The sequence below is a fragment of the Aquipseudomonas guryensis genome (assembly GCF_014164785.1).
In the GTDB taxonomy this organism is placed as follows: Bacteria; Pseudomonadota; Gammaproteobacteria; order Pseudomonadales; family Pseudomonadaceae; genus Aquipseudomonas; species Aquipseudomonas guryensis.
Genome location: NZ_JACJFN010000002.1, coordinates 394,473 through 407,660, shown reverse-complemented (window position 1 = coordinate 407,660; position 13,188 = coordinate 394,473). Strand labels below are relative to the sequence as shown.

9 protein-coding genes are annotated in these 13,188 nt (G+C 64.5%); 8 read left to right on the top strand and 1 reads right to left on the bottom strand.

Annotated features, from left to right (window positions below; genetic code table 11):
- Window positions 1-150: 150 nt before the first annotated feature.
- From H3H45_RS09580 to H3H45_RS09545, 8 genes are all read left to right on the top strand, one after another.
- On the top strand, window positions 151-1,938 hold the full coding sequence (locus tag H3H45_RS09580) for an acyclic terpene utilization AtuA family protein (protein WP_182833503.1): 1,788 nt from the start codon (window positions 151-153) through the stop codon (window positions 1,936-1,938).
- 14 nt (window positions 1,939-1,952) lie between these two features.
- A complete protein-coding gene (locus H3H45_RS09575; RefSeq protein ID WP_182833502.1) occupies window positions 1,953-2,819 on the top strand; it encodes an SDR family oxidoreductase in 867 nt (288 codons plus the stop codon).
- A 4-nt stretch (window positions 2,820-2,823) separates the two neighbouring features.
- The gene (gene atuC / locus H3H45_RS09570; RefSeq protein WP_182833501.1) at window positions 2,824-4,440 is read left to right on the top strand and encodes a geranyl-CoA carboxylase subunit beta; all 1,617 of its coding nucleotides are present in this window, start codon (window positions 2,824-2,826) and stop codon (window positions 4,438-4,440) included.
- Between the two features lie 19 nt (window positions 4,441-4,459).
- Window positions 4,460-5,620 carry a citronellyl-CoA dehydrogenase gene (atuD, locus tag H3H45_RS09565; protein WP_182833500.1) on the top strand — a complete coding sequence of 387 codons (1,161 nt, stop codon included), beginning with the start codon at window positions 4,460-4,462 and terminating at the stop codon, window positions 5,618-5,620.
- Window positions 5,621-5,630: 10 nt separating this feature from the next.
- Window positions 5,631-6,428 (top strand): enoyl-CoA hydratase/isomerase family protein, encoded by a 798-nt coding sequence (locus H3H45_RS09560; RefSeq protein ID WP_182833499.1) that lies wholly within the window; start codon window positions 5,631-5,633, stop codon window positions 6,426-6,428.
- 171 nt (window positions 6,429-6,599) lie between these two features.
- Window positions 6,600-8,588: a geranyl-CoA carboxylase subunit apha gene (atuF, locus tag H3H45_RS09555; protein WP_182833498.1), complete on the top strand. Its 1,989-nt coding sequence runs from the start codon at window positions 6,600-6,602 to the stop codon at window positions 8,586-8,588.
- A gap of 139 nt (window positions 8,589-8,727) precedes the next feature.
- Window positions 8,728-9,546 (top strand): SDR family oxidoreductase, encoded by an 819-nt coding sequence (locus H3H45_RS09550; RefSeq protein ID WP_182833497.1) that lies wholly within the window; start codon window positions 8,728-8,730, stop codon window positions 9,544-9,546.
- A 196-nt stretch (window positions 9,547-9,742) separates the two neighbouring features.
- A complete protein-coding gene (locus H3H45_RS09545; protein WP_182833898.1) occupies window positions 9,743-12,196 on the top strand; it encodes an autotransporter domain-containing protein in 2,454 nt (817 codons plus the stop codon).
- A gap of 72 nt (window positions 12,197-12,268) precedes the next feature.
- Here H3H45_RS09545 and H3H45_RS09540 read toward each other — a convergent pair whose 3' ends face one another.
- Window positions 12,269-12,946: a Fe2+-dependent dioxygenase gene (locus H3H45_RS09540; RefSeq protein WP_182833496.1), complete on the bottom strand. Its 678-nt coding sequence runs from the start codon at window positions 12,944-12,946 to the stop codon at window positions 12,269-12,271.
- Window positions 12,947-13,188 lie beyond the last annotated feature (242 nt).

Genomic DNA, 13,188 nt, shown 5'->3' with positions numbered 1-13,188 from the left:
CTGCTGGGATAAGGGCTTTATGGACGAAATTTACGGCTCCCCGGCCACCCAAGCAAGCGCTTGGCTGAAAAGTTGCTCGCAATGCTTTTCAACCAAGCGCTTGCTTGGTAATGTCTTCCCATCTTCTGGCGTCGATGGAAATACCTATAAATGAGCAAGACCATCCGCATTGGCTGCGCCTCCGCCTTCTGGGGCGACACCTCTACCGCTGCCGCCCAGCTGGTGCATGGCACCGAGCTGGATTACCTGGTGTTCGACTACCTGGCCGAAGTGACCATGTCGATCATGGCTGGCGCGCGCATGAAGAAGCCGGACGAAGGCTACGCCACCGACTTCGTCGAAGTGCTCGCCCCGCTGCTCGGCGAGATCGCCGCGAAGAACATTCGGGTCATCAGCAACGCCGGCGGGGTCAACCCCAGCGCCTGCGCCGCGGTCCTGTCCGCTGCCTGCGCCAAGGCCGGGGTCGAGCTGAAGATCGCCGTGCTGCATGGCGATAACCTGCAACCCAAGCTCGGCGAACTGGCCAAGGCCGGCACCGTGGAGATGTTCACGGGCGCCGCGCTGCCGCCGATGTGCGTATCGGTCAACGCCTACCTCGGCGCGCCGGGTATTGTCGAAGCGCTGAAGCTCGGTGCCGACATCGTCATCACCGGCCGCGTGGTCGACAGCGCGGTGGTCAGCGCGGCCCTGGTGCACGAATTCAACTGGGCCTGGAATGATTATGACAAGCTGGCCCAGGCCGCCCTGGCCGGCCATATCATCGAATGCGGCGCACAATGCACCGGCGGCAACTTCACCGACTGGCGCGACGTGCCGGACTATGAACATATCGGCTTCCCGGTGGTTGAGGTGCAGGCAGACGGCAGCTTCGTGGTCAGCAAGGCGCAAGGCACCGGCGGCCTGATCTCCACCCTGTCGGTCGGCGAGCAGATGCTCTACGAAATCGGCGACCCGCGCGCCTACTACCTGCCCGACGTGATCTGCGACTTCACCCAGGTCGAGCTGACGCAAGTCGGCGCCAACCGCGTCGAGCTGAAAGGCGCCCGCGGCCTGCCGCCGACCAGTCAATACAAGGTCAGCGCCACCCACCCGGACGGTTTCCGCTGCACCGCCAGCTGCCTGCTGGCCGGCATCGACGCGGTGGCCAAGGCCGAGCGGGTCAGCCAGGCGATCATCGCCAAGACCGAGGAAATGTTCGCCGCACGCGGCTGGGGCCCGTACAAGGAAGTCTGCATCGAATTGCTCGGCTCCGAGGCCACCTACGGCCAGCGCGGGCAGCGATGCGACACCCGCGAAGTGGTGGTCAAGATCAGCGTGCGCCACGCCAAGAAGGAAGCCCTGATCCTGTTCTCCCGCGAGATCGCCCAGGCCGCGACCGGCATGGCGCCGGGCCTGACCGGCATCGTTGGCGGGCGCCCCACGGTGTACCCGGTGATCCGCCTGTTCAGTTTCCTGGTAGACAAGAGTGCCTGTAGCCTGGAGGTCGAACTCAACGGTGAGCGCAGCCCGCTCGCCCTGCCCCAGCTGGACTCCTTCAGCCCGGCGCAGATCGCCGCCGACGTCACTGTGCCGGCTACCAGCGGCCAGGCCGACGCCACGGTGCCGCTGATCCAGCTGGCCGTGGCCCGCTCCGGCGACAAGGGCAACCACAGCAATATCGGCGTGATGGCCAGAAAGCCCGAGTATCTGGCCTGGATCGCGGCTGCGCTCTCCGAGGGTGCCGTGGCCGAATGGATGCAGCACGTACTCGACAGCCAGACCGGCAAGGTCAGCCGCTGGTACCTGCCGGGCAGCCACAGCCTCAATTTCCTGCTGGAGAACGCACTGGGTGGCGGCGGCGTGGCCAGCCTGCGCATCGACCCGCAGGGCAAGGCCTTCGCCCAGCAGTTGCTGGAGTTCCCGATTCCGGTGCCGCGCGCACTGGCTGACAGCCTGTAACAAGGACAATAACAATGGCATACGACTCAGTCTTCAAACCCGGCCTGTTCAGCGGCCAGACCATCCTGGTTACCGGCGGCGGCAGTGGCATCGGTCGCTGCGTGGCCCACGAACTGGCCCACCTGGGCGCCCATGTGGTACTGGTCGGGCGCAAGCTGGAGAAACTGGAAAAGACCGCCGGCGAAATCAGTGAGGACGGCGGCAGCGCCAGCTTTGCCGTGTGCGACATCCGCGAGGAAGAAGCGGTCAAGGCTATGGTCAAGGCGGTGATCGCCGAGCGCGGGCCGATCCATCACCTGGTCAACAACGCCGGCGGCCAGTTCCCCGCGCCGCTGGTGTCGATCAACCAGAAAGGCTTCGAGACCGTGGTCAGAACCAACCTCGTAGGCGGTTTTCTGATCGCCCGCGAAGTGTTCAGCCAGAGCATGAGCAAGACCGGTGGCAGCATCGTCAACATGCTCGCCGACATGTGGGGCGGCATGCCCGGCATGGGCCATTCCGGCGCCGCCCGCGCCGGCATGGAGAACTTCACCAAGACCGCCGCCTACGAGTGGGGCCACGCCGGTGTGCGGGTCAACGCCGTGGCGCCGGGCTGGATCGCCTCCAGCGGCATGGACACCTACCCCGAGTCGATGAAGAACATGATCCGCAACCTCAAGGACCACGTGCCGCTGCAGCGCATCGGCACGGAGTCGGAAGTGGCGGCGGCCATCGTCTTCCTGCTCTCCCCCGGCGCCAATTTCATCAGCGGCAACACCATCCGCATTGACGGCGCCGCCAGCCAGGGCACACGCGCCTGGACCCTGGGCAAGGCGAAGAACAGCGAGTCCTACAACGGCTTCCACCGGGCCTACGTGCCCGATGTGCTCAAGGGAGAATGATGCGATGCCGGTGATTCAGTCCGAACTCGACGTCCACGGCGACAGCTTCGCGCAGAACCGCGAGGCCATGCTGGCGACCGTCGCCAGCTTCCGCGACGTCGAACAGAAGGTCCTCGACAAGGCCGCCGAGGCCAAGCCCAAGTTCATCAAGCGCGGCCAACTGCTGCCGCGCGAGCGCATCAACCTGCTGCTCGATTCCGGCGCGCCGTTCCTCGAGCTGGCCTCGCTGGCCGGCTACAAGCTGCACGACGATAAAGATGGCACCCAGGCCGGCGGCGGCATCATCGCCGGTATCGGCTACGTGGCCGGCGTGCGCTGCCTGGTGATCGCCAACAACAGCGCGATCAAGGGCGGCACCATCTCGCCCACCGGGCTGAAGAAATCCCTGCGCCTGCAGCAGATCGCCGTGGAAAACAAACTGCCGGTGATCACCCTGGCCGAGAGCGGCGGCGCCAACCTCAACTACGCTGCCGACATCTTCGTCGAAGGCGCGCGCGGCTTCGCCAACCAGGCGCGCATGTCGGCCATGGGCCTGCCGCAGATCACTGTGGTGCATGGCTCCAGCACCGCCGGCGGCGCCTATCAGCCGGGCCTGTCGGATTACGTGGTGGTGGTGCGCGGCAAGGCCAAGATGTTCCTCGCCGGCCCGCCGCTGCTGAAAGCCGCCACCGGCGAAGTGGCCACCGACGAGGAACTGGGCGGCGCCGAGATGCATGCTCAGGTCGCCGGCACCGCCGAATACCTGGCCGAGAACGACGCCGACGGCGTGCGCATCGCTCGTGAGATCGCCGGCCTTCTGCCGTGGAACGCACAGCTACCGGCACGCCCGGCCAAGACCTGGAGCGAGCCGCTGTACCCGGCCGAAGAGCTGCTCGGCATCGTCCCGGTCGACGCCAAGAAGCCCTACGACGTGCGCGAGATCATCGCCCGCATCGCTGACGGCTCGCAGTTCCTCGACTTCAAGAACGAGTTCGACAGCCAGACCGTCTGCGGCCACCTGGCCATCGAGGGCCAGCCCTGCGGTTTCATCGGCAACAACGGGCCGATCACCCCGCGTGGGGCTGCGAAAGCGGCGCAATTTATCCAACTGTGCGAGCAGAGCAACACGCCGATTCTGTTCTTCCACAACACCACCGGCTTCATGGTCGGCACCGAATCGGAACAGAACGGCGTGATCAAGCACGGCTCCAAGCTGATCCAGGCCGTGGCCAACTGCACGGTGCCGAAGCTGACCATCGTCGTCGGCGGCTCCTACGGTGCCGGCAACTACGCCATGTGCGGCCGCGGCCTCGATCCACGCTTTATCTTCGCCTGGCCCAACAGCAAGACCGCCGTGATGGGCGGCGCCCAGGCCGGCAAGGTGCTACGCATCGTCACCGAGGACAAGCATCGCAAGGAAGGCAAGGAGGCCGACCCGAAGATGCTCGACATGCTGGAAATGGCCACCGCGCAGAAGCTCGACAGCCAGTCCACCGCGCTGTACGGCACTGCCAGCCTGTGGGACGACGGCCTGATCGACCCGCGTGATACGCGCAAGCTGCTCGGCTTCCTGCTGGACATCTGCGCAGAAGCAGAAGTACGTCCTCTCAAATCCAACTCGTTCGGCGTCGCCCGCCTGTAACCCTTCGGAGAACAACAAGATGATCTTTACCCAGGAACACGAAGAACTCCGCCGCACGGTGCGCAATTTCGTCGACAAGGAAATCAACCCGCACGTCGACGAGTGGGAAAAGGCCGGCAAATTCCCCATCCACGAAATCTTCAAGATGGCCGGTGACCTCGGCCTGCTCGGCATCTCTAAGCCGGAGAAGTTCGGTGGCATGGGCCTGGACTACAGCTACTCGATCGTCGCCGCCGAAGAGTTCGGCACCATTCGCTGCGGCGGCATCCCGATGTCGATCGGCGTGCAGACCGATATGTGCACCCCGGCCCTGGCGCGCTTCGGCTCCGATGAACTGCGCGAGGAATTTCTCAAGCCGGCGATTGCCGGCGACATGGTCGGCTGCATCGGCGTCTCCGAAGTCGGTGCCGGTTCCGACGTCGCCGGGTTGAAGACCACCGCGCGCAAGGACGGCGACGACTATGTGATCAACGGCAGCAAGATGTGGATCACCAACTCCCCTAGCGCCGACTTCATGTGCCTGCTGGCCAACACCAGTGACGACAAGCCGCACGTCAACAAGTCGCTGATCGTGGTGCCGATGAACACCCCGGGGGTGAGCGTCAGCCCGCACCTGGACAAGCTCGGCATGCGCAGCTCGGAGACCGCCCAGGTGTTCCTCGACAACGTGCGCGTCCCCCAGCGCAACCGCATCGGCCATGAGGGCGCCGGCTTCATGATGCAGATGCTGCAGTTCCAGGAAGAGCGCCTGTTCGGCGCGGCCAACATGATCAAGGGTCTGGAATACTGCGTCGACAGCACCATCGAGTACTGCAAGGAACGCCAGACCTTCGGCGCGCCTTTGATCGACAACCAGGTCATCCACTTCCGCCTGGCCGAGCTGCAGACCGAGATCGAATGCCTGCGCGCGCTGGTCTACCAGGCCACAGAGATGTACGTGAAGGGCCGCGACGTGACCAACCTGGCTTCCATGGCCAAGCTCAAGGCCGGCCGCCTCGGCCGTGAAGTGTCCGACGCCTGCCTGCAGTACTGGGGCGGCATGGGCTTCATGTGGGACAACCCGGTGTCGCGCGCCTACCGCGACGTGCGCCTGGTCTCCATCGGCGGCGGTGCCGACGAAATCATGCTCGGCATCATCTGCAAGCTGATGGGCATTCTGCCCGGCAAGAAGAAGGGCTGAGGACGCGACCATGGCCGAACTACCGAACTGCCAAGCCCTGCTGCTGGAACGGGTCGAGGGCGTGCTTTACGTCACCCTCAACCGTCCGGACAGCCGCAACGCCATGAGCCTGGCGATGGTCGAGGAACTGCGTGCCGTGCTGCGTGCGGTACGCGGCGACCAGGCCGTGCGCGCCCTGGTGCTGCGCGGCGCGGGCGGCCACTTCTGCGCCGGTGGCGACATCAAGGACATGGCCGGCGCGCGAGCCAAAGGCGGCGACGCCTACCGCGAGCTGAACCGCGCCTTCGGCAGCCTGCTGGAGGAAGCCCAGTACGCGCCACAGGTACTGGTCGCCGTGCTGGAAGGCGCGGTGCTCGGCGGCGGTTTCGGCCTGGCCTGCGTCTCTGATATCGCCATCGCCCACCAGGGCGCCAAATTCGGCCTGCCGGAAACCAGCCTGGGGATTCTGCCGGCACAGATCGCGCCGTTCGTGGTCAAGCGCATCGGCCTGACCCAGACCCGCCGCCTGGCCCTGACCGCCGCCCGTTTCGACGGCGCCGAAGCCCTGCGCCTGGGCCTGGTGCACTTCAGCGAAGCCGACGACCAGGCCGTGGTCGACCGCCTCGCCGAATGCCTGCAGCAGATCCGCCAGTGCGCCCCCGGCGCCAACGCGGCGACCAAGGCGCTGCTGTTGGCCACCGAAACGGAAAACCTCGGCAGCCTGCTCGACCACGCAGCCGGCCAGTTTGCCGAAGCGGTGCTGGGCAGCGAAGGTGTGGAAGGCACCATGGCGTTCATGCAGAAACGCAAACCGAAGTGGGCTGAGTAACTCTTCCCGCTCCCATTCATGGGAGAGGGGCCGGGGGAGAGGGTCGTGTCCGGCCCTCTCTCCCTAACCCTCTCCCCGGGGGGAGATGGAATAAATCGAAGTAGCCCGGATGCAATCCGGGAACCGACCACCCCGGATTGCCTCCGGGCTACGACTAGCAGGAGCACGACGATGCCCGCCTTCAACAAGATCCTCATCGCCAACCGTGGCGAGATCGCCTGCCGGGTGATGCGCACCGCGCAGGCCCTGGGCTACCGCACCGTGGCGGTGTACTCCACCGCCGACGCCGGCGCGCGCCATGTGCAGCTGGCCGACGAGGCCGTGTGCATCGGCCCGGCACAGGTCAACCAGTCGTACCTGGTGATCGATAACATCATCAAAGCAGCGCAGAAGACCGGCGCCGATGCCATCCATCCCGGCTACGGCTTTCTCTCCGAGAACGCCGACTTCGCCCGCGCCTGCGAGGCGGCCGGCATCGTGTTTATCGGCCCGACCGTGGAAGCCATCCACCTGATGGGCAGCAAGCGCCTGTCGAAGATCGCCATGCTCGAAGCCGGCGTGCCGTGCATCCCCGGCTACGAAGGCGCGGCACAGGACGATGAGACCTTGAGCCGCGAGGCGGCGCGCATCGGCTATCCGCTGATGATCAAGGCCAGCGCCGGTGGCGGTGGCCGCGGCATGCGTCTGGTGCATGAGGCCAGCGAACTGCTGGCACAAATCCGCACCGCCCGTTCCGAGGCGCAGAACGCCTTCGGCTCCGGCGAGCTGATTCTCGAACGCGCGGTGATCCGCCCGCGCCATGTGGAAATCCAGGTGTTCGGTGACCAGCACGGCAGCATCGTTTATCTGGGCGAGCGCGACTGTTCGGTGCAGCGCCGCCACCAGAAAGTGGTCGAGGAGGCGCCCTGCCCGGTGATGACACCCGCGCTGCGCCAGGCCATGGGCGAGGCGGCGGTGAAGGCCGCTGCGTCGGTCAACTACGTCGGCGCCGGCACCGTGGAATTCCTCCTCGACCAGAGCGGCGAGTTCTTCTTCCTGGAAATGAACACCCGCCTGCAGGTCGAGCACCCGGTCACCGAGCTGATCACCGGCCAGGACCTGGTCGCCTGGCAGATCCACGCGGCCGAGGGTCAGCCGCTGCCGCTCAAGCAGGACGAAATCCGCCTCACCGGCCACGCCATGGAAGTGCGTCTGTACGCCGAGGATTCGGCACACAACTTCCTGCCGCAAACCGGCGCAGTGCTGCGCTGGGAACCGGCGTTGCTCTATGGCATCCGCATCGACCACGGCCTGGTCGAAGGCCAGGCCGTCACCCCCTTCTACGACCCGATGCTGGCCAAGGTCATCGCCTACGGCGCCACCCGCGACGAGGCCCGGCGCAAGCTGGCGCGTGCGGTCGAGGACTGCGTGCTGCTCGGCGTCAACGGCAACCAACGCTTCCTCGCCAACCTGCTCAAACACCCGGAGTTCGCCGCCGGCAACGCCACCACGGCGTTTATCGGTGAACACTTCGCCGACGACCCGAGCCTGACCCCGCAAGCACCGGCTGCCGCCGAGCTGGCGACTGCCGCCGCCCTGCTCTACCAGGGCTCGGCCAATGCCCGCGCGCACCAGGGCGGCCTGGCCGGCTGGCGCAACGCCGGCGGTGCGCCCTGGCACTTCGTGCTCAAGCAGGGCGAGCAGAAGCATGTAGTCGAGCTGGAAGTGCTGGAGTCCGGCGCACAGCCACTGCTACGCGCCCAGGTCGGCGACAGCCAGGTCGAACTGCGCCTGCTGGCCAGCGACGGCCGCTGGGCGACATTTGAGCTGGACGGTATCCGCCAGCGCCGCGCCTATCACCTGGCGGGGGAGCAGGTGTGGCTTTACGGTCATGCCGGCAATCTGGAGCTGACCGACGTCACCCACGAACCGGCCGGCGGGCAAAACGCCGCCAGCTCCGGCACGGTCAAGGCACCGATGGATGGCGCGATCGTCGAAGTACTGGTGACCGAAGGTGAACGGGTCAGCAAGGGCCAGCTACTGGTGGTGCTGGAAGCGATGAAGATGGAGCACCCGCTCAAGGCTGGCATCGACGGAGTGATCCGCCGCGTGCAGGTCAGCCAGGGCGATCAGGTGAAGAATCGCCAGTTGCTGGTGGAAGTCGAAGCCGCAGAAGCCTGACCCTGCGAACTTACCCTGTAGGAACCAGCTTGCTGGCGATCTGGCCCCGCTGATCGCCAGCAAGCTGGCTCCTACAAATGATGCCCGCACACTCCACGTAAGGGTCTCGACAACAAACAACAAGCCACGGAGCACGAGCATGTCCCTGCAAGGCAAAACCCTGTTCATCACCGGCGCCAGCCGTGGCATCGGCCGCGAGATCGCCCTCAAGGCCGCCGCCCAGGGCGCCAATATCGTCATCGCCGCCAAGAGCGCCGAAGCCCACGCCAAGCTGCCGGGCACCATCCACTCGGTGGCTGCCGAGGTCGAGGCCGCCGGCGGCAAGGCCCTGGCCCTGCAACTGGACGTACGCGACGAAGAAGCGGTGAAGACCGCCATGGCCCAGGCCGCCGCCCACTTCGGCGGCATCGACGCGCTGGTCAACAACGCCGGTGCCATCCGCCTCAAGGGCGTCGAACACCTGGAGCCCAAGCGCTTCGACCTGATGTACCAGATCAACAGCCGCGCGGTGATGGTCTGCAGCCAGGCAGCCCTGCCCTACCTCAAACAGAGCAAGGGCCACATCCTCAGCCTCAGTCCGCCGATCAACCTCGACCCCAAGTGGTTCGCCAGCTACGGCCCCTACACCACCACCAAGTATGGTATGAGCATGCTGACCCTAGGGATGCATGAGGAATTCCGGAAGTACAGCATCAGCGTCAACTCGCTGTGGCCGAAGACGGTGATCGCCACCGCCGCCATCGAGTTCGAGGCCGGCGGCCCTGCGGTAATGAAAGCCGCACGCCTGCCGGCGATCATGGCCGACGCCGCCTGCGCCATCCTCTCCAGCAGCGAACGCACCATCAGCGGCCGCCTGCTGATCGACGAAGAGATTCTGCGCGAACAGGGCCAGACGGACTTCGAGCAGTACCGCTACGATCCGACCGGCAAGCTGATGACCGATTTGTTCGTCGACTGAACCCTACGCTAGCGCGCCAGCCTTGCACTAGCGCGCCGTTCATCGGTAAAAAACCCTAGTCACAGGCGCGGCAAAATTAAGGCACAATGCCAGCACTCGACCGGCTGGCAGCAATCGCCGGAAATATGCGTCGAAAACAATAAATACTGCCCGTTGCACTATCGACCGGCTTTCGTCCGGCCTTCCTGGGGAAATCATGAACAAAGCCTTTCGCATCGTCTGGAGCCACGTCCGTAATGCCTTCGTCGTGGTCGACGAACACACTAGCGCATGCGGCAAACGCAGTGGCGGTGTACAGATTCTCGCAGGGCTGGGCCTGAGCCTGCTGGCAAGCAGCGCACAGGCCGTCGGCACTTGCTTCGGGGCCAGTACGACCATCAGCAGCGCCGAGACCTCTCAGTGCGACCTGCCTGATGGCAGCAGCGTGACGGTCACCAGTACCGGTAGCATCACCGAATCAGGCGCCCCTGCTGTCTACGCCTTCCAGAGCTTCGGCACCATCAGCAACGCCGGCAGCATCATCAATACCGGCGGTACCGATTCCGACGATGGGTCCGCCATTTTGCTGTATGCCGGTGAGGGCACGGAAAGCGGTACCAGCATCAGCAACCTGGCCACTGGCACCATTGAAGGCGCATACGCCGGCATCACCCTGGATGGCTTCGCGTATAGCCTGAGCGTCGACAGCATCAGCAATGCCGGCACCATTAGCGGCGATCTCGGCATCTACACGCAGAACGAAGTCACTGTCGATACGCTCGACAACAGCGGCATCATCAGCGGTAGCGGAAGCATGGGCTTTGGTGTCTATCTCAATGGCGAGACAAGCCTCAGCACGCTTAACAACAGCGGCACCATCAGCGGTGACAACGTCGCGCTTGTCATAGGCGGGAATAGCCAGTTGGGGACGCTCAACAACAGTGGCACCCTCAGCGGCGATCAATTCGCCATTTCGGCCACTGACACGGGCAACAGCCTGCCTCAGATCAATATCATTGGTACTCAAGCGCGCCTGATTGGCGACGTGGCAGCCCTGGAAAGTACCCTTACCCTCAAGTCAGGTGCCGATTTCGCCAATGAAAATGCCATCTACGTCGATCGCCTGATCATCGAGAACGGCGCCACACTGAGAATGAGTGCGGGCATTTCCAGCTCCGGCATCGAGTATGGCGATGGCATCGTAGTCAGCAACGGCCTCAGTAACGCCGGTACCCTGAGCCTGGCTGCCGGCGTGACCGGCAACCTGCATGGCGACTACAACCAGAGTTCGAGCGGCGCCCTGAAAATCGGCGTGGCCAGCGACAGCAGCTACGGCAAACTGGCGGTCGACGGCACTGCCACTCTGGCCAGCAATGCCAAGATCGTGGTCGATGTCAGCAACCCCAACTACAGCTTCAGCACCAAGAGCCTGCAGGATGTGCTGAGCGCCAGCAGCCTGAGCAGCGATGGCACCTTCGCCGTCAGCGACAACTCACAGCTGTTCGACTTCGGTGCCGTCAAAGACGGCAATACCGTCGACCTGACGCTGAGTAAGGGCAGCAGCGTGCTGGATAGCGTGATAAACACCGGTAACAGCCCTGCCAAAGGCGCCGCTGGCGTACTGGACGAGGCCATCGGCAACGATCCGGACGGCGAGCTGGCCGGCTACTTCGTTGGCCTGAGCAGCGAGCAAGAAGTCTCCGACGCTGTCACCCAGACCCTGCCCACCGTCGCCGGCAATACCAGCAACGCCATCGGTAACACGCTGAGCGGCATCAATCGCGTGATTCAGGCCCGCCAGGGTGACAACAGCGGCCTGTCTTCCGGTGATGCGCCTCTGTCCGAAAAAAACCTGTGGATCAAAACCTTCGGTTCCTGGGCCGATCAGGACGAGCGCGACGGTATCTCCGGCTTCGATGCCGATACACAGGGCCTGGCCATCGGTGCCGATGCGGCGGTATCTGAAAACACTCGCCTCGGCCTGGCCTTCGCCTACGCCCAGACCAATCTGGATAATGACTCGAACATTGCCCCGCAAAGCGCCGACATCGACACCTTCCAGTTGATCGGTTACGGCAGCTATGCCCTGTCAGCAGACACCGAGCTGAACTTCCAGCTCGACGGCGGCCAGAACCGCACCGATAGCAAGCGCCACATGCCCTTCGCCGACGCCACCGCCAAAGCCGACTACGACGGCTACAACTTCCACGCCGGCGTCGGTATCGGCCACAGCCTGCGCCTGTCCGAGCAGCTGACTTTCGTACCCTCGGCCCGTGCCGACTACACCTGGATCGAGAGCGAGTCCTACCGCGAGAAAGGGGCTGGCGCGCTCGATCTGGATGTCGACAGCAACGACGCCGAGGAGCTGCTGCTCAGCGTCGATGGCAAGCTCGACTTCAACCTGAGCGATGCCACTGTGCTCAGCGCCAACCTCGGTGCCGGCTATGACGTGATCGATGAGGACAGCTCCATCACCTCGACCTATGCCGGCGCATCCAGTGCAGCCTTCAAGACCCCAGGCCTGGACTTGGAGCCCTGGCTGGCGCGCGCCGGCCTGGGTCTGAGCCACACCTTGGCCAGCGGTACCGAAGTCACCCTGCGCTACGACGCCGAGGCCCGCAGCGACTTCACCAACCAGGGCGCCTCGCTCAAGGCACGCTGGGCCTTCTAAACAGCGCCATGTGAATGCAAAAGGCCACGACTTATGTCGTGGCCTTTTGCTTTGCACGCTCAGGTGCCCGGATCAGACCTCGGCCCAGCGCCGCAGCAAGTTGTGGTACACCCCGGCCAGCTGCACGCAGCTGGCATGACCGCCACCCAGTTCGCGATTGAGCTGCTGCACGCTGTTGTCCAACTGGAACAACAGGCTGCGCTCGGCATCGTCGCGCACCATGCTCTGAATCCAGAAAAAGGCCGCGATCCGCGCCCCTCGCGTCACCGGCGTGACACGGTGCAGGCTGCTTGCCGGATAGAGAATCAGGTCGCCTGCCGCCAGCTTGACGCTGTGGCTGCCGTAGGTGTCGTCCACCAGTAACTCACCGCCGTCGTACTCCCCTGGCGCACTGAGGAACAGGGTGGCAGACAGATCGGTGCGCATGCGCTCCCCCTGCTCACCAAACACCGCATTGTCGACGTGCGCACCATAGGACTGGCCGCTCTGGTAGCAGTTGAAGCGCGGCGTGAGGATTTTTTTCGGCAACGCTGCCGAGATGAACAGCGGATTGCGCTCCAGCGCCTGCAGAATCACCTGCCCCAGGGCCTTGGCCTCTGGCGCATCGACCGGCAGCTGCAGGTTGTCCTTGACCTTTACGGCCTGGTGCCCGGCCGTAGCGCGGCCATCCATCCAACGCGCATGCAGCAACACCTGGCGAAACTCGCCGAGCTGCTGTTCGCTCAGGACCTGCGGAATACGCAGCATCATCTTTGATTTCTCCCCAATCAACGCGCCAGCTGCGCAACAGATAGCGACTCGCTCTCGGCTTGTGAGCACAACAAACACAAGCTCAGGCGGAAACAGCTAGCCCCGGCGCCACCAACACCTTTTCGCCATGCAACTCGACATTGATCTGCGCCAGGCGCCCACGATAGTACCTGTGGAACAGACAAGCGTGTGCGTCCTCTCCAATCGCTGCATAAGTCTCCCTGGCAGATATGCCCCGTTTC

What these genes read in the sequence shown, in the direction of transcription:
- H3H45_RS09550 (WP_182833497.1), top strand. Translation starts at nt 8,728, where the DNA reads ATGTCCCTGCAAGGCAAAACCCTGTTCATCACCGGCGCCAGCCGTGGC.
- atuC (WP_182833501.1), top strand. Translation starts at nt 2,824, where the DNA reads ATGCCGGTGATTCAGTCCGAACTCGACGTCCACGGCGACAGCTTCGCG.
- H3H45_RS09575 (WP_182833502.1), top strand. Translation starts at nt 1,953, where the DNA reads ATGGCATACGACTCAGTCTTCAAACCCGGCCTGTTCAGCGGCCAGACC.
- H3H45_RS09545 (WP_182833898.1), top strand. Translation starts at nt 9,743, where the DNA reads ATGAACAAAGCCTTTCGCATCGTCTGGAGCCACGTCCGTAATGCCTTC.
- H3H45_RS09540 (WP_182833496.1), bottom strand. Translation starts at nt 12,946, where the DNA reads ATGATGCTGCGTATTCCGCAGGTCCTGAGCGAACAGCAGCTCGGCGAG.
- atuF (WP_182833498.1), top strand. Translation starts at nt 6,600, where the DNA reads ATGCCCGCCTTCAACAAGATCCTCATCGCCAACCGTGGCGAGATCGCC.
- H3H45_RS09560 (WP_182833499.1), top strand. Translation starts at nt 5,631, where the DNA reads ATGGCCGAACTACCGAACTGCCAAGCCCTGCTGCTGGAACGGGTCGAG.
- H3H45_RS09580 (WP_182833503.1), top strand. Translation starts at nt 151, where the DNA reads ATGAGCAAGACCATCCGCATTGGCTGCGCCTCCGCCTTCTGGGGCGAC.
- atuD (WP_182833500.1), top strand. Translation starts at nt 4,460, where the DNA reads ATGATCTTTACCCAGGAACACGAAGAACTCCGCCGCACGGTGCGCAAT.